The sequence below is a fragment of the Enterobacter sp. NFIX59 genome (genome assembly GCF_900113755.1).
In the GTDB taxonomy this organism is placed as follows: domain Bacteria; phylum Pseudomonadota; class Gammaproteobacteria; order Enterobacterales; family Enterobacteriaceae; genus Enterobacter; species Enterobacter pseudoroggenkampii.
The window spans coordinates 23,044-39,452 of sequence record NZ_FOQN01000002.1; the positions used below are offsets into that span (position 1 = coordinate 23,044).

Sequence of the window (16,409 nt, forward strand, 5' to 3'; positions counted from 1 at the left end):
TTCATACAGGAAAACAATTATGCTGGCACAACTGACCATCAGCAACTTTGCCATTGTTCGTGAGCTTGAGATCGATTTCCACAGCGGCATGACGGCGATCACCGGGGAAACCGGTGCAGGTAAATCCATTGCCATTGATGCCCTCGGCTTGTGCCTTGGCGGCCGCGCAGAGGGCGATATGGTGCGCATGGGCGCCAACCGTGCCGACCTGTGCGCCCGTTTCTCCCTGAAAGACACCCCTGCCGCCCAGCGCTGGCTGGAACAGAACCAGCTCGAAGATGGACGTGAGTGTTTACTCCGCCGCGTCATCAGCAGCGACGGCCGTTCCCGCGGTTTTATCAACGGCACGGCGGTTCCGCTTTCCCAGCTTCGTGAACTCGGCCAACTGCTTATCCAGATCCACGGTCAGCATGCGCACCAGCAACTCGTCAAACCCGAACAACAGAAAGCGCTGCTGGATGGCTATGCGGGTGAGTACGCGCTTACTCAGCTTATGGCGGAACACTATCGCCAGTGGCATCAAAGCTGCCGCGAGCTCGCCCAGCACCAGCAGCAAAGCCAGGAGCGCGCCGCACGTGCGGAGCTGCTGGCGTACCAGCTTAAAGAGCTGAACGAATTCAACCCACAGCCGGGTGAGTTTGAGCAAATCGACGAAGAGTACAAACGCCTGGCGAACAGCGGTCACCTGCTCTCAACCAGCCAGAATGCGCTTAACCTGCTGGCGGATGGCGAAGACGTGAACCTGCAAGGACAGCTGTATAACGTCCGCCAGTTGATTACCGAACTGGTCGGCATGGACAGCAAGCTTTCAGGCGTCCTGGATATGCTGGAGGAAGCGGCTATTCAGATCTCCGAAGCCAGTGACGAACTGCGCCACTACTGTGAACGTCTGGATCTCGACCCGAACCGTCTGTTTGAGCTGGAGCAGCGTATCTCCCGTCAGATTTCACTGGCGCGCAAGCACCACGTTACGCCGGAAGAGCTGCCGGGCTACTATCAGTCTCTGCTGGAAGAGCAGCAGCAGCTTGACGATCAGGCTGATTCGCAGGAAACCCTTTCTCTGGCGGTGAACCTTCACCATGAACAGGCCCTGGCGACAGCGCAAAAGCTGCATGAAATCCGTCAGCATTACGCCCAGGAGCTAAGCCAGCACATCACCGACAGCATGCACACGCTGGCGATGCCGCACGGTGTATTCACCATTGATGTCCGCTTTGAAGAGAATCACCTGACGGCGGAAGGTGCGGACCGCATCGAGTTCCGCGTCACTACCAACCCGGGGCAGCCGCTGCAGGCTATCTCCAAAGTGGCCTCCGGCGGTGAACTGTCGCGTATTGCGCTGGCAATTCAGGTGATTACCGCGCGTAAAATGGACACCCCGGCGCTGATTTTCGATGAAGTGGATGTCGGCATCAGCGGCCCAACGGCGGCGGTGGTGGGTAAACTGCTGCGCCAGCTCGGCGAATCAACGCAGGTGATGTGTGTCACCCACCTGCCGCAGGTCGCGGGCTGTGGTCATCATCACTTTATCGTCAGTAAAGAAACCGACGGTGAAATGACCGAAACGCACATGAAGCCACTGGATAAACGTGCGCGCCTGCAGGAGCTGGCACGCCTGCTCGGCGGCAGCGAAGTCACGCGTAACACGCTCGCGAACGCGAAAGAACTGCTGGCGGCATAAACTTTTTCGGGATCTCAGGGTCATACAGAACAACAAAAACGCCGCCAGACCGGTTTCAAAGTGGGGCAAGGTCTATTATCATCGGCATATTACATATGAGCCGCGTTCTGCTCGGGCCCGAAAAGGAATCAAATCACTATGCGTTGTAAAATGCTGACCGCTGCCGCAGCGGTTCTTCTGATGTTGACCGCAGGCTGTTCCACTCTGGAGAAAGTGGTTTACCGTCCTGACATCAACCAGGGGAACTACCTTACCCCTAACGATGTGTCCAAAATCCGCGTGGGGATGACACAACAGCAGGTCGCTTATACACTGGGAACCCCGATGATGTCCGATCCGTTCGGCACTAACACCTGGTTCTATGTATTCCGTCAGAAGCCGGGCCACGAAGATGCGACCCAGCAGACCCTTACGCTGACCTTCAGCAGCGCCGGTGTGTTGACCAACATCGACAACAAGCCTGCCCTGACCAAATAATCAGAAGTCAGAAATGCAAAAAGGTGCTCATTGAGCACCTTTTTTGTATTTCTTTTATCCCCTCGCCCCTTTGGGGAGAGGGTCAGGGTGAGGGGAAAACACGCTACTTACCCGCCTTCTCCGCACGCTGACGACGCAGCTCTTTCGGGTCGGCAATCAGCGGACGATAAATCTCCACCCGATCGCCCTCTTTCAGCACATCACCCAGCTTTACCGGACGGCTGTAAATTCCGACCTTATTTTTCGCCAGGTCGATATCGCTGCGAAGCTCAAGGATGCCGGACGCGCGGATAGCCGCCTCAACGGTTGCCCCCTCTTCCAGCGTCACGCGCTGCAGATACTGCTTCTCCGGCAGCGCGTACACCACTTCTACAGCAATCTTATGCGACACTGTAAACCTCTTTGGCGCGGGTGGTGAACGCCTGAACCATATTCGACGCCAGCTCTTTAAAGATGCGGCCAAACGCCAGCTCAATCAGCTTATTGGTAAATTCAAAGTCCAGCTGGAACTCAATGCGGCAGGCGTCAGCGCTCAGCGGCGTAAACTTCCAGCCCCCCATCAGGGTTTTGAACGGACCATCCACCAGATGCATCAAAATACTCTGATTGCTGGTCAGCGTATTGCGGGTGGTGAACGTCTTGCTGATCCCCGCTTTGGAGACATCCACCGCCGCGGTCATCTGCGTCGGGCCGGACTCCAGAACGCGGCTCCCGGTGCATCCCGGAATAAATTCTGGATAAGACTGAACATCGTTCACTAACTGATACATCTGTTCCGCGCTGTAAGGCACAAGCGCAGTACGGCTAATCTGAGGCATAGCATTTCCCATGGTCACACAACGGACAAATAATAACATTTATCACCTGTTAAAAAAACGCTAAGCCTCATCTCGTGCTAAGATAGCGCGTTAGACCTCACAGGACGCAATGAGGTGACTTTTTGAAATCAGATTACCGACGGCTTTACGACACTTATGACGAAGAAAAAAGCACATAAACCAGGCTCGGCGACCATTGCGCTCAACAAGCGTGCTCGCCACGAGTATTTCATTGAAGAAGAATTCGAAGCTGGCCTTGCGTTGCAGGGCTGGGAAGTAAAATCGCTGCGCGCCGGGAAAGCCAACATCGGCGATAGCTACGTGATCCTGAAAGATGGCGAAGCCTTCCTGTTCGGCGCGAACTTTACGCCGCTGACCGTCGCCTCCTCACACTACGTGTGTGACCCTACGCGCACCCGCAAGCTGCTGCTGAACAAGCGTGAGCTGGAATCCCTCTACGGACGCATCAACCGTGAAGGTTTCACCGTGGTCGCCCTGTCGCTGTACTGGAAAAACGCCTGGTGCAAAGTGAAAATTGGCGTCGCGAAGGGTAAAAAACAGCACGACAAACGTACTGACCTGAAAGAGCGCGAATGGCAGCTCGACAAAGCGCGCATCATGAAAAACGCAGGACGTTGATTCTGCACACTTATTGTACTACTCAATAAGTTAGCGTTCCGGGCTGGTATCCAGGAAGTGAAATCTGGTATACTCAGTTCAACACTATTGGGGCTGATTCTGGATTCGACGGGATTTGCGAAACCCAAGGTGCATGCCGAGGGGCGGTTTGCCTCGTTAAAAGCCGCAAAAAAATAGTCGCAAACGACGAAAACTACGCTTTAGCAGCTTAATAACCTGCTCTGAGCCCTCTCTCCCTAGCTTCCGCTCTTAAGACGGGGATCAAAGAGAGGTCAAACCCAAAAGAGATCGCGTGGAAGCCCTGCCTGGGGTTGAAGCGTTAAAACTAATCAGGCTAGTTCGTTAGTGGCGTGTCTGTCCGCAGCTGGCGTGCGAATGTAAAGACAAACTAAGCATGTAGTACCGAGGATGTAGAAATTTCGGACGCGGGTTCAACTCCCGCCAGCTCCACCAAAATTCTCCATCGGTGATTACCAGAGTCATCCGATGAAGTCCTGAAAGCCCGCATGGCACAAGCCCTGCGGGTTTTTTTGTGCCTTGAATTTGTCCAGCGAAGTCTGATGCCAACTAATTAAATCCGAACCTTTTAGGCACCTTGTTAGGCACCTCATAAAGCTTTATTGTTTTTGAGGTGCCTAAAACTATGGAAACCCGGCAATGGCAAGACAAACCAAACCTCTATCCGTTAAAGAGATCGAATCAGCCAAACCCAAAGAAGCGGACTACGTTCTCTATGATGGTGATGGCCTTGAGCTACTCATCAAACCCAGCGGGAGTAAAATTTGGCAGTTTCGCTACATTCGCCCTGTTACTAAGAAACGAGCGAAGAAGAGCATCGGCCCCTACCCGTCAGTTACCCTTGCCGATGCTAGAAACTACCGGGCAGAGTCTCGCTCTCTCTTGGTAAAACAAATCGATCCGCAGGAACATCAGCAAGAACAATTGCGCAGTTCGCTGGAAGCCAAAACCAATACTTTCCAACTCGTGGCTGAACGTTGGTGGAATGTGAAGAAAGCCAGCGTAACCAAGGACTATGCCGACGATATCTGGCGCTCTCTTGAAAGAGATATCTTTCCTGCAATTGGCGACGTTAGCGTTACAGATATTAAAGCTCACACACTGGTTCAGGCCGTCCAACCGGTTCAGGCCAGAGGAGCACTGGAAACCGTTCGTCGCCTGTGCCAACGCATTAATGAGGTCATGATATATGCCCAGAACACAGGCCTGATAGATGCTGTGCCCAGTGTCAACATTGGCAAGGCATTTGAGAAACCACAGAAGAAAAATATGCCCAGTATTCGGCCGGATCAGCTACCTCAACTGATGCAGACGATGCGTACGGCCAGCATTAGTCTTTCAACCCGATGCCTGTTCATGTGGCAGCTTCTTACCATAACCCGCCCTGCCGAAGCGGCCGAAGCCCGTTGGGAAGAGGTAGACATGGAAGCGCGAGAATGGAAGATCCCTGCATCACGTATGAAGATGAACCGTGACCATACTGTTCCATTGTCAGATGAAGCAATTGCGATACTGGAGATGATGAAGCCGTTAAGTGGAAATCGAGAATTTATATTCCCTAGCCGTATCAAGCCCAACCAGCCCATGAATAGCCAAACCGTTAACGCATCACTAAAACGTGCAGGTTTTGGTGGAGTGCTCGTATCGCACGGTCTGCGATCAATTGCCAGTACTGCACTTAATGAACAAGGCTTTCCGCCTGATGTTATTGAGGCAGCACTTGCTCATGTGGATAAGAATGAGGTTCGACGTGCTTATAACCGCAGCGATTACCTGGAACAGCGTCGCCCAATGATGCAATGGTGGGCTGATTTTGTAATGGCTGCAGATTGTGGAAGTATCATTGATGGCGGGATGAAAGGAATACGTTTAGTGGGATGACTGGGCAGAATCCGCTATAGCGCCAAGTTCTATTCTGATAAACTTATTGTCAAAAATTTCCAAGAAAACTTAGGACATGACATAAGTTCACTGCACATCGATAGCAGCAGGACGGTCACATGCCAATGGAGAGTTGTTAGCAAATGAACCCCGTAGAAATAGAACAAGCCATCACGGATCTTGCAGCGCAACCCTATGATCCTGTAGAGTTTCCTTATGTGTGCTAGCTCAGACTTGACCTGACGATTTTCACTGGCAGCACACAATCAAATCTGACAGTCTGCTTTGAGCGAGGAGCGGACATTCCGGTTAATTTCACTGCTTATGGATTAAGTTACGATCATTTCTCATTTGTCGAAGTTATTGCGTAACCGTCAAACTTAAGCCTGACGGTAAAACTTAATTCAGCGAAGCAAAATACTGTGTAGGCGATTTACCTAAGGCTTTTCTGAACATGGTAATGAAGGCACTCACCGAGTCATAGCCCAGAGCGCCAGCGACGTTCTGCACCGATTTGCCTTCAGCCAACTCATTCAGGGCAATCATCAAATGTAACTGTTGCCGCCAGCGTCCGAAGCTCATTCCCGTCTCTGACTGCACCATTCTGGCCAACGACCGTTCACTGGTTGCAAGGCGGGAAGCCCACTGCTGTAAAGTCGTCCTGTCCCCCGGATCCGCAAAAAGCATTTCAGCCATTTGCCTGATTTTAGGATGGTCGGATATTGCAAGGTGGAGTGCTTCAACCGGTGCGTCCGGCAATTGTTCAAGGAGCACAGCAGCCAGCCTGGCCGTCTTACTGCCAGCGGAATAAGTGGGTTCCTGCTCGGCAAGATAAAGAATAAGTTCCCGAACAAGAGACGTCATGGCAATCGTACAACATGTTTCGGGCATGACGGCCGCCCCGGGTTCTATAAACAGAAAACAGGTTCGGGCATTATTTGTTACACGGCACCGGTGAGGCGTATTTCCGGGTATCCAGACGGCATGTCGGGGAGGGACAAGCCACAGAGCATTTTGAACTTCACAACTCACTGCACCATGCAAGGACAGGATAAGCTGACCCTTCCGGTGCGCATGCGGCATTATGCCGGAATACTCTTGCGCCGGTGCAGCGTGAAGGGCAACCGCTGGCTGCAGAAAGATGTCAGCGTCAAATTCATCGGGCGACGAAACTACTTTTTTATGTTTTGGCATATTTTAGAAATATGTTGTCTGATTATCTATATCTTGTAAACGGTCTGTATCTTAAAGTCTCTCTTTTTTCAGAGAAAGTCAGAAATATGTCATGTATCACAAACAAGTGGCGCACTGCCGCCCTTGTGACGGGAATTCTTTTTATCGCCGTTAACCTGCGAGTTCCCTTTACTTCAATAGCACCGGTGTTAAAGATCATTCAGGAACACTTTCAACTGAGTGTAACGTCCGTAGGATGGCTTAACTCATTACCGTTATTTGCCTTTGCAGTGTTTTCACCGGTGAGTGCGATTATTGCCCGAAAATTTGGTCTGGAACGTACACTGTTCGGCGCGCTGATAGTGATTTCTGCAGGTATTCTGCTACGTTCAGCAGGCAGTATGTGGGCGCTATACATCGGAACGATGCTCATAGGCACCGGTATCGCGCTGGGGAATGTCCTGTTGCCTGGCCTTATCAAGCGTGACTTTGCCGGAAACGTCGCATCATTGACGGGCGCATATTCCATCACAATGGGAGCCGCAGGTGCCGTAGGCTCCGCCATTATCATTCCACTTTCCCAGCAATGGGGCTGGGACAGTGCGCTTGCCCTGCTAGTGATAGCGCCTGTGCTTGCCCTGGCTTTTTGGTTCCCACAACTGAGCAATCACCATAAGCATACGCTCTCAGGTCCAACTCAAACCACGGGGGTATCCGTCTGGACATCAGCTCTGGCATGGCAGGTCACGCTGTTTATGGGACTGAATGCAATGCCGTTTTATGTTGCGGTGGGCTGGCTGCCAGCCATTCTGACGGATAATGGGATTTCACCTGAAAAAGCCGGAGCCGTACACGGGATGCTGCAGTTCACTACCGCAATTCCTGGACTCATGCTGGCGGCTACGCTGCGTCGTCTGAAGGACCAGAAAATGGCGGCTGTTGTTGTCAGTTTGCTTTCGGGAATATCTCTTATAGGAATACTGTACGCACCGGGCCTGTCGATGTTGTGGGCTGCCATTCTGGGATTCGGCTGCGGTGCCAGCATGATGCTGGGTCTGACCTTTGTCGGGTTACGTACAACAAATGCAAGCGATGCTGCAGCACTGTCAGGCATGGCGCAGTGCGTGGGCTATCTTATGGCTGCAATGGGTCCCCTTTTGCTGGGTAAGGTCCATGACTGGTCCGGTGGCTGGACCATTCCCCTGCTGATGACGGCTGTAATTACGGTAGCCGGCGCCTTAACCGGGCTGGCTGCAGGTCGAAACGTCTACCTGAAACCTGCCACTTCAGCAGGCTGACTCTGAGAGCAGGCTTCAGTTGGAAAAATCTTTAAATCAAGAATCTAACATCATTAAAAGGCAGTATTTCTATGAGTAACATCCTTATTATCAATGGCGCTAAAAGTTTTAACTTTGCCAGAGGTGAGCTAAACGAACTTTATGTCAACACCGCAAATGAGGTGCTGAGCCATCTCGGACACACGATATCCGTTACCAGGGCAGACAGTAATTTTGATCCACAGAACGAAATCTCTAAGATTCTTAACAGTGATATTCTGATATATCAGATGCCGGGATGGTGGATGGGTGAGCCATGGACGGTAAAAAAATGGATCGATGAAGTCTTTACCGAAGGTCATGGTTCTTTGTATGAAAGTGATGGTCGTACGCGTTCTGATGGCTCAAAAAAATACGGTTCGGGTGGTCTTCTTCAGAACAAAAAATACATGCTATCCCTGACCTGGAATGCCCCACTGGAAGCTTTTAACGATCCGGAGCAGTTTTTTGAGGGTGTCGGCGTGGACGGATTATACCTGCATCTTCATAAGGCCAATCAGTTCCTCGGTATGAGATCACTCCCAACCTTTATCACAAATGACGTGGTCAAATCGCCGGATGTGGAAAATGAAATCCGCCGCTTCAGCGATCATCTGATAGCAACCTTTTCCTGAACAATGATATAGCCCGGCGTTTTTCAGGGCCGGGCTATAGTCGTTCGGGGTCAGGCGCATGTTAACGTTATCCGACAGTTCGTACCTAATCTCATTCAGCAAAATGCTTCTTTCAGATACGGCGTGCCTGTCCTCCTGCCATCACTTCGGGAAAAGCCCGGATACCCAGTCAGCAAACGCGCGTACTGCAGGAGAAAGAAAGCGCTGATGAGGATAAAGCAAAGCGACCGGAACTGACGGTGGTTGCCAGTCGGACATCACTTCGACCAGCGTGCCTTGCTGCAGATGCTCAGAAACAATATTCTCGGCAAGCTGAGCCAGCCCGAACCCCTCAAGACACATTTTAATATACAGTCCTGTTTCGTTAACGGCCCCTTGTCCGCTGACAGATACGGAAATCGTCTCGGACCCCTTCATCAAACGCAATTCGTCGTTACGACGGGGCTGTCCAGAAAAATAGTGAATTGCACGATGCTGAGATAAGTCTTCAGGAGACCGGGGAATGCCGTATTCCTTCAGATAGTCCGGAGAGGCACATGTCACCCAGCGTAACCGTCCCAGCGGGCGAGCAACAAGCGTGGAATTAATCAGCTCACCCGTTCTTATCACACAGTCAACCCCCTCCTGAACAAGATCGACCTGACGGTCGCTCACCCCAATCATCAGATAGATATCCGGATAACGTTGGTAAAAGTCTTTCAGCCTGGGCATGACGATGAAATTGGCGATACCACCGGGCATATCGACGCGTAACCGTCCCTGCGGCCGTTTGACGGAATCCGTCAGACTGGATTCCGTATGCTCGATTAATGAGAGTATTTCCCGGCATTGTGCAAGATAGTGGAGTCCTTCTGGCGTTAGGCTTACCCGTCTGGTCGTACGGTTGAGTAGGCGTACCTGCAGGTAGTTCTCGAGGCTCTTGATCGAACTTGTTACCGTTGAGGACGGCAGTAACAGCGTTTCCGCCGCCCGCACAAAACTGCCGCCCTCAGCCACCCGCATAAAGATCTGCATTGCCTGAATACGATCCATTTTACTGCTCCTGAGCATCTCTGGTCTGTCTGTTGTAGTTACTATTATTCGTAAATATTGAATTATGAAAACACGTTAAGCATCTTTTTCGTATTAATTGAGTGACGTATCGTTTTCCTATTGACCAGGAAAGAGACTGTTTAAATGACGAATTACGCCAGAAACATTATGAATAATCAGACCGTAACCCCATCGGCGACGCTGATCCGTGGCGCGACCATACTGAGCATGGATGAGAATGTCGGCAACTTTGAGCGAGGTGATATTCTTATCACGGGCGCAACCATTACCGCCGTGGGTCAGTACCTGAACGCAGAGGGTGCCCATGTCATCGATGCCACGAACATGATTGCTATGCCTGGGATGGTAGATTCTCATCGCCACTCATGGGAAGGGCAACTGCGCCGCATCAACCCGAACGCCACCTGTCTGGACGACTACAGCAACGCCACGCACTTCTCGTTTGCAAAATACTATCGCCCCTCCGATATCTATGTGGGTAACCTGCTGACCGCGCTGGGTGCTATCGACGCAGGTATCACGACAATCATTGATAACTCCCATAACAGCCGCACTGCTGCACATTCAGACGCAGCAGTGGAGGCATTGCTCGACGCTGGTATTCGCGCCATCCACGCTTCAGGTGCGCCGGTGTCAGGTGACTGGGACAGAGCGCACTGGCCGGGTAACTGGCAGCGGCTGCAGGAGAAGTATTTCCGGAATAACCCTGAAAGTCTCGTGTCTCTTGCGGTAATGGCTCAGCTCGAGCCCGAATTGTGGGCCGAGGCCCGCCGGCTTGGGCTGCCTATCGTCACTGAATTCTTCGGTGCGGAAATGGGGGCTGAACTTCGGTCACTGCATCAACAGGGGCTGCTGGGACCGGACAATATCTTTAATCATTGCACTGCGCTCCCTGACGAAGGATGGAAAATCCTGCGCGAAGCCGGTGTTCGGGTGAACGTCTGTCCGCGATCTGATGCGCACTATGGTATTGAAGACGGCATGTTTGCTATTGAGGCAGCACAACGTCACGGTATCACGCCGGGTCTGAGCGTCGATAATGAAACGTCCTACAGCACCGACATGTTCATGGAGATGCGCGTGGCATTTTACCTGCAGCGTGTGATGGGCATGCATAAGCGACAGCACTGCCGCGGCACAGAGTATTCGCTGACAATGCTTCCGGCAGCGCAGCTTCTCAAGGCTGCAACCGTCGATGGCGCTTACTGTGCCGGGCTGCAGGATAAAGTCGGCAGCCTGACGCCAGGTAAACAGGCTGACCTGATCCTGATCAATGCCGGCGACATTAACCTCTATCCTAACGGGAATGCCTTTGGCACGGTGGTACATGCGACAGAACGCAGCAATATTGATACCGTCATGATTGGCGGGCGCATTGTTAAACAGAACGGCATGGTCGTGGGCGTCGACAGAGCACGCCTCCATGCAGCGATTGATGAATCGCGTGAACATCTGTTTGCAGCCGCCGGGTATAAACCTGACATGTTTGCAGAAACCTTCCTGCCTCTGGAACAGGCGCACTGACAGGGATAAAACGCATGAGCATGATTTATTACCTAATCGCTTTTGCCGCGGGCCTCGGGATCACCCTGCAGACAACCCTGAACAGTCAGCTTGCACGAGGCCTGGGAGGCGATTCGGTCACCGCCGCGTTGTTTTCCTTCTCTGCCGGGGCATTTACGCTGGGGATCTACTCGCTGCTGCGCGGGGGATTATTCACCTCGCTTGCGGCAATTCCTTCCCAGCCACTGTGGAGCCTGGCAGGCGGACTGATCGGAGCCGGTGCATTGTTTAGCTATGTGGTGCTGGCACCAAAAATCGGTTTCTCAGCTCTGCTCGGGCTGGCGATTGTCGGACAGTTACTCTCATCTCAGATGATTGATCATTTTGGCCTGCTGGGTGCCATAAGGCGACCGGTTTCGCTACTCAAGCTGGGCGGAATGCTGGTCATGCTCGTCGGGCTTGCCATCATGCTTTTCGGTGATCGGCTTTCTGAGCGTTTTTAGCATTAACTTAATGAATGAGTGATCCATCTCATGGCGGACGTTTGTACTGGTGCAGACGTCCTTATCGTTAATGTATGCCTCGCATTTATATTTATCCCCTGAAGAACTAACTTGTTTACAGTATCTGCTGATGTAAGAAATTTTCCGGGAAAGTGTCCTGTCTGAAGTGGAAGTTTTTTCCAATGAAAGTGTTGAAATGAGGAAAAGGAAGAATGGCCCTTAAAGGGCCATGCAAAACCAAAAATTAGACATAGATGTCAATCATATTGTTGTTATTATCTTTTGTCTGATTTTCATCTGCCTGTACCATATGTTCATTTCCTTTTTTCTCCGACTTATTATCAGTCTGCTTCCTTAGTAACTGTTCCAGTTCGGCTTCCAGGCTTTCAATTTGCTTTTGGATCAGTTCAGCCATCTCTTTCTTCTGCTCTGTTGTCATCCCTTTTTCAGAAGAAATCTTGCCGAGCCTCTCGGTTAGCTGCTGGATTTGTGCCATGATCTGCGCTGTACGCGAACTCTCTTTTGGCTGGTGATTGCTGAGCGCTGTTAAATTTGAGTTGGTTTGAATCGTGATTGACATAGATAATTTCCTCCGTTAAATGAATTTAATCGGCATTAAAAACAGGGTGCTTTAATTTTTTTAATTAAAATACTTTTTCCAAAACCCTCTCGCGTAATGCTCACTGTCTTCTCTTGCATTAACTATCACTGTTGGCTAAAGAAAACCCTCAAGATTAAACTCTGTTTCAACTTTGAGCTTCCCCATAGCTGAGTTAGCGAATTCGACTTCTTTTACCAGTCTGGCGAAACATAAGGCGCGGAGTAAAGATGATGGTTCACCCAACTCAGAAATCCGTAAAATGGGGAAAGAAAGGCTAAACCTGTCTACGATAGCTCAATCAATATTATTCTCTGTTGCCTGGGAGAAGATTTGCTTTTATCCAGCTTGCCACGTCGGTGACCGGGATGTTGTGTTGCTCGTTAAACGTACCTTTCTTGTTCCATGCGACTCCACGCCCCTGAGCAAAAACAGCACGATATTTACCCATCATGTCCTGAGGGTCACGAGCCAGTTTGTCCATTAAAAATTGTTCAGTCCATTCTGAACGGCTGAAAGGCCGGCCAAGAGCAAACTGAAGTCTGTCGGCCACTTCTGAATAAGTGAGTGTATCACCGGCAATATACACAATCTCATCGCGGATACGGGGCGTGTAAAATACAATCTCGGCAGTGAGCATTCCGATATCATCCGGCGTCGTCAGCGTCATCGTGTTATCCAGACTGCCCAGAGCATGTACAACATTGTTTTGGAGATCAACAACCCCGAAGTCAGGTTCGAAGAGGTAACTCATGAAGATGCCTGTCGAAATGATGACCCACTCAGTCTGATGCTGGCTGCGAAGTAAATCACGTACATCAATCTGTGCATCGAAAATGTCCTGAGGACTGCCCCGGCCAATGGCGTCGAAATCTGCGCCAAACTGCCAGGGGAAATATCTGGGGATACCTGCCTGAAGAGCAGCCTGTGCCAGTTTCATGGGCGTATTAATGCCCGCGGCGTAACCTGCACAACCGACTACCGTGTCATACTGAGAAAATACGACTGCGAGCTCCTCAATGGTGCTTTTCACCAGATCACCCGTAACTATCTCAACCCCAAGATTTCTGATCTCAGCGATAAGATTCTGTTTGGCTGGTTCGCCAGACATTACGGTATTCTCACGTAGAAGCACGCTGATTTTTGCACCCTCAACATCTTTTGCCCGACGGGTAAGGTTGCGCAAAACGGGAAGGCCCAGTTCACCGGCACCCAATACGAGGATATTTTTAGAAGTGGTGTTAAGATCCATTTTGTTCATAATCTGGCCTGTAAAAGAATGTACTACATCACTCTAACAAGTCATATAAGGCAAAAAAAGAAGGTACACGCATGATACCGGGGGGAAGCAGGATGGGGCGGGATGAAATTCTTCAGTATTCGCAGGAGGTATGTAAAGGTCTGCGGGATGATGATGATGGTTTGCGTCGGGAAGTGTTGGCCCATGCGGGAAGTCGCTGGTCATTAGGCGTTGTCAACACGCTTGGCGTTTATGGAAGACTACGTCATGCTGAGATTGGCAGACGTATGCACGGAGTGACTCAGCGCATGCTGACGCGCACATTACGACAACTTGAGCGGGACGGTCTTGTTATCCGCCATGATTTCAGTGAAGTTCCGCCACGAGTCGAATACGAGCTGTCTGATACTGGTATGGAACTGCTTATTCGTATGATCCCGCTATGGACCTGGATTGTCGAAAATGCGGATCGCTTTCGTGAAGACAGGTTGAAATATGACAAAAATAACAGCAACCCAATGACGTAATTAATTCTGAGTAAAAAAACATCACTTATTATGATTCGTCACAAATATTAGTATTTACATGGATAAGTCATTCGTAATGAATGTTAACTTTAATTGTCCAGGAATAACGTCGATCTCACCGGATTCGTCCGGGATGATATAGTTAAAGAGGTTTCAATTCTACGGAGCTGTAGATAGCAGGACTCGCTTTGCCAAACCTTTTCCAGTCAATAAGGACTAAATCACCGCTTTCTTGGACATGAATTACGGAGTTGCTTCGACTAGTCACTTATTCCTAACTGGTTATGTCCGCTTCTGACACATAGCTGAAGCTAACTGATTCAAAGGCCTGCTATTAGCGAATAGCAGGTCAACTCATCAAAGCCTGTCTGTTTTATTGCATCATTAGCCGAGTCCTGAAGCCTTAACTGTGCATCGTCCATGGCCGCTGACTTTTCCTCTCTTCACCAGATAAACACGAACCCAGCTTGATACAGATCAAAAAAAACAGCTTTAAGCTAATGAAAAGAATAATAATTCTTGAATGCTGACAAAACAATGGGATAGTTGTGTTGATTATTAGACGATCGGTCAATATTATTTATGAACGACTTAATAACTGAACGGTAAACGACCAGACAGACGAGGTGAAAGTGTTTAAATCTTTATTAATCAACAAAACAGATGATCGCTACAGTGCGCAACTTGCTGAAATTGCTGAAAGTGAGCTTCCGCAGGGTGATGTGGAGGTCATTATTGACTATTCATCCATCAACTACAAAGATGCCCTGGCCATTACGGGCCGTGGCCCCATCGTCCGGCACTTTCCAATGGTGCCAGGCATTGATTTTGCCGGTACGGTGTCCGCCAGTTCACATCCGGAATATCAGGCCGGGGATAAGGTTCTTCTTACCGGCTGGGGTGTAGGGGAAAAACATTGGGGTGGATTGTCCGAAAAAGCACGGGTAAAAGGAGACTGGCTGACCCTGCTCCCGACTGGCGCAAACAGCAAGCACGTAATGGCTATCGGAACCGCTGGTTTTACCGCGATGCTGTGTGTCGACGCGCTGTTAAATCATGGTGTTAAGCCTGAAGATGGTCCGGTACTTGTTACCGGTGCCAGCGGAGGTGTCGGAAGTATTGCAGCCATGATCCTGGCATCAATGGGTTACCGCGTCACCGCGTCTACTGGTCGCCCGGAAGAAGCCGCCTGGCTTTATAAAACGGTCGGTGTAGAAGAGATTATTAATCGCTCCGAGCTTTCCTCACCAGGAAAACCGTTACAGAAAGAACGCTGGGCTGCCGCCATTGATACAGTCGGCAGCCACACGCTCTGCAACGCCTGCGCCGGGGTGCGATATGGCAGCATTGTTGCAGCCTGCGGCATGGCACAGGGCATGGAACTGATGGGGAACGTGGCTCCGTTTATCCTGCGTGGTGTCACGCTTAAAGGGATTGACAGTGTTATGTTTTCGAAAGAAAAAAGAGCGGCGATCTGGCAGCAGGCGGTAAATTATTTACCAGAGTCCAGACTGGATAGCCTGACTACCGTTTATCCACTCAGTGAGGCCATCAATGTGGCCGAAAAACTTCTCAATGGCAAAATTCGTGGCCGGGCAGTGATTCAATGTAGCTAATTAGATGGATAGAAGGTCCTGCCTGAGATTGATGCTGACTTATTAAGGGGCCGGTTTAGGCCCCTCTTTTTACTATTCAGCCGCCACTTCCGGCGATGGTTGATAGCGTACAGAAGTTTTGAAATAGTTCCAGAAATCGTACACAGGTTGGATTGAACAATAAAGTTTGGCGCGCATGACTGCGCCTTCCCAGCCACTCCAGAAAATGGCCGCCAGTTGCGTATCATTCATATCGGAACATATTTCGCCTGAAGATAACGCATCGGACAAACAGGCCGCAACAAGTGCTTGCCAGCGCTCAAGAATACTCTGTAGTTGGTTAATAAAGGATGGCGGAAGCCCCGGGCTCTCCTGCATCATATTGCCAACCAGACAGCCACGAGTGAAGTTATACTTATTAATCCCATCACAGGCATCATCTATGAAATTTTCCAGACGTACCATCGGTGAGCAGGATGATTCATAAAGATGTTTCTTGAGTTTATGTTGAAAGAAACTGTCATAGGCATTCAGAACTGTCTGAGCATATTCCTCTTTACTCTTAAAATAATAATAAAATGAGCCTTTAGGAACACTGGCATTTTTGACAATGGCATCGACTCCCGTCGAAAGAAAACCATTCTGCGTTAGCAGTTCAAGTCCGCTGCGGATCAGGTCATTACGAGTATCTGCATAGGTACTTTCTGTTTTTCGTGGTCTTCCCCTTCCGCGAATTTCACCGGTCATGACTT

The 16,409-nt window shown here is 50.3% G+C and carries 17 protein-coding genes, 1 other RNA gene and 1 pseudogene; 11 read left to right on the plus strand and 8 right to left on the minus strand.

From position 1 onward, the window contains the following. Positions 1 to 19 precede the first annotated feature (19 nt). Together recN and bamE are read left to right on the plus strand one after the other, a co-directional pair. On the plus strand, positions 20 to 1,681 hold the full coding sequence (gene recN / locus BM007_RS08835; protein WP_090418274.1) for a DNA repair protein RecN: 1,662 nt from the start codon (positions 20 to 22) through the stop codon (positions 1,679 to 1,681). Between the two features lie 138 nt (positions 1,682 to 1,819). Beyond that, the gene (gene bamE / locus BM007_RS08845; protein ID WP_023308883.1) at positions 1,820 to 2,158 is read left to right on the plus strand and encodes an outer membrane protein assembly factor BamE; all 339 of its coding nucleotides are present in this window, start codon (positions 1,820 to 1,822) and stop codon (positions 2,156 to 2,158) included. Between the two features lie 103 nt (positions 2,159 to 2,261). Here bamE and BM007_RS08850 read toward each other — a convergent pair whose 3' ends face one another. Both BM007_RS08850 and BM007_RS08855 read right to left on the minus strand, forming a co-directional pair. Then, on the minus strand, positions 2,262 to 2,549 hold the full coding sequence (locus BM007_RS08850; RefSeq protein WP_023308884.1) for an RnfH family protein: 288 nt from the start codon (positions 2,547 to 2,549) through the stop codon (positions 2,262 to 2,264). Beyond that, positions 2,539 to 2,976, minus strand: a complete 438-nt coding sequence (locus BM007_RS08855) for a type II toxin-antitoxin system RatA family toxin (protein WP_024908332.1) — start codon at positions 2,974 to 2,976, stop codon at positions 2,539 to 2,541. The genes BM007_RS08850 and BM007_RS08855 overlap by 11 nt, the downstream gene beginning before the upstream one ends. A 156-nt stretch (positions 2,977 to 3,132) precedes the next feature. On the opposite strand from BM007_RS08855, the gene smpB reads away from it, so the two are divergent. The 3 genes from smpB to BM007_RS08870 all read left to right on the plus strand — a co-directional run bounded on the left by smpB (position 3,133) and on the right by BM007_RS08870 (position 5,514). Continuing rightward, entirely contained in the window at positions 3,133 to 3,615 is a 483-nt protein-coding gene (gene smpB, locus BM007_RS08860) for an SsrA-binding protein SmpB (protein ID WP_024908331.1), read from the plus strand. 89 nt (positions 3,616 to 3,704) lie between these two features. Continuing rightward, positions 3,705 to 4,068: a transfer-messenger RNA gene (gene ssrA / locus BM007_RS08865) on the plus strand. 204 nt (positions 4,069 to 4,272) lie between these two features. Then, complete coding sequence (locus tag BM007_RS08870; protein ID WP_039077571.1) at positions 4,273 to 5,514, plus strand: integrase; 1,242 nt, start codon at positions 4,273 to 4,275, stop codon at positions 5,512 to 5,514. Between the two features lie 399 nt (positions 5,515 to 5,913). Here the strand turns inward: BM007_RS08870 and BM007_RS23400 are convergent, their stop codons facing one another. Together BM007_RS23400 and BM007_RS23545 are read right to left on the minus strand one after the other, a co-directional pair. Continuing rightward, on the minus strand, positions 5,914 to 6,405 hold the full coding sequence (locus BM007_RS23400; RefSeq protein WP_223226961.1) for a helix-turn-helix domain-containing protein: 492 nt from the start codon (positions 6,403 to 6,405) through the stop codon (positions 5,914 to 5,916). A gap of 84 nt (positions 6,406 to 6,489) precedes the next feature. Beyond that, positions 6,490 to 6,708 (minus strand): annotated as a pseudogene (locus tag BM007_RS23545) (AraC family transcriptional regulator); the annotation flags it as partial. A gap of 86 nt (positions 6,709 to 6,794) precedes the next feature. Here BM007_RS23545 and BM007_RS08880 point away from each other — a divergent pair. Continuing rightward, positions 6,795 to 7,985, plus strand: a complete 1,191-nt coding sequence (locus BM007_RS08880) for an MFS transporter (protein WP_032937978.1) — start codon at positions 6,795 to 6,797, stop codon at positions 7,983 to 7,985. A 71-nt stretch (positions 7,986 to 8,056) separates the two neighbouring features. Further along, complete coding sequence (locus BM007_RS08885; protein WP_032937979.1) at positions 8,057 to 8,638, plus strand: NAD(P)H-dependent oxidoreductase; 582 nt, start codon at positions 8,057 to 8,059, stop codon at positions 8,636 to 8,638. Between the two features lie 141 nt (positions 8,639 to 8,779). Here the strand turns inward: BM007_RS08885 and BM007_RS08890 are convergent, their stop codons facing one another. Beyond that, complete coding sequence (locus BM007_RS08890) at positions 8,780 to 9,670, minus strand: LysR family transcriptional regulator (RefSeq protein ID WP_032937982.1); 891 nt, start codon at positions 9,668 to 9,670, stop codon at positions 8,780 to 8,782. A gap of 144 nt (positions 9,671 to 9,814) precedes the next feature. Between BM007_RS08890 and BM007_RS08895 the strand changes: the two genes are divergently transcribed. Both BM007_RS08895 and BM007_RS08900 read left to right on the plus strand, forming a co-directional pair. Next, on the plus strand, positions 9,815 to 11,215 hold the full coding sequence (locus tag BM007_RS08895) for an amidohydrolase family protein (RefSeq protein WP_032937983.1): 1,401 nt from the start codon (positions 9,815 to 9,817) through the stop codon (positions 11,213 to 11,215). Between the two features lie 14 nt (positions 11,216 to 11,229). After that, entirely contained in the window at positions 11,230 to 11,697 is a 468-nt protein-coding gene (locus BM007_RS08900) for a DMT family transporter (protein WP_032937984.1), read from the plus strand. A 244-nt stretch (positions 11,698 to 11,941) separates the two neighbouring features. Here the strand turns inward: BM007_RS08900 and BM007_RS08905 are convergent, their stop codons facing one another. Further along, positions 11,942 to 12,277 carry a FlxA-like family protein gene (locus BM007_RS08905; protein WP_032937991.1) on the minus strand — a complete coding sequence of 112 codons (336 nt, stop codon included), beginning with the start codon at positions 12,275 to 12,277 and terminating at the stop codon, positions 11,942 to 11,944. A gap of 325 nt (positions 12,278 to 12,602) precedes the next feature. Continuing rightward, on the minus strand, positions 12,603 to 13,556 hold the full coding sequence (locus BM007_RS08910) for an aromatic alcohol reductase (protein WP_032937994.1): 954 nt from the start codon (positions 13,554 to 13,556) through the stop codon (positions 12,603 to 12,605). 71 nt (positions 13,557 to 13,627) lie between these two features. Here BM007_RS08910 and BM007_RS08915 point away from each other — a divergent pair, with 71 nt between their 5' ends. Both BM007_RS08915 and BM007_RS08920 read left to right on the plus strand, forming a co-directional pair. Beyond that, complete coding sequence (locus tag BM007_RS08915; RefSeq protein ID WP_200005245.1) at positions 13,628 to 14,062, plus strand: winged helix-turn-helix transcriptional regulator; 435 nt, start codon at positions 13,628 to 13,630, stop codon at positions 14,060 to 14,062. Positions 14,063 to 14,694: 632 nt separating this feature from the next. Next, positions 14,695 to 15,678, plus strand: coding sequence for an acrylyl-CoA reductase (NADPH) (locus BM007_RS08920; protein WP_032938122.1), 984 nt, complete (start codon positions 14,695 to 14,697; stop codon positions 15,676 to 15,678). A 72-nt stretch (positions 15,679 to 15,750) separates the two neighbouring features. Here BM007_RS08920 and BM007_RS08925 read toward each other — a convergent pair whose 3' ends face one another. Next, positions 15,751 to 16,404: an acrylate utilization transcriptional regulator AcuR gene (locus tag BM007_RS08925; RefSeq protein ID WP_032937998.1), complete on the minus strand. Its 654-nt coding sequence runs from the start codon at positions 16,402 to 16,404 to the stop codon at positions 15,751 to 15,753. Between the last annotated feature and the right edge of the window lie 5 nt (positions 16,405 to 16,409).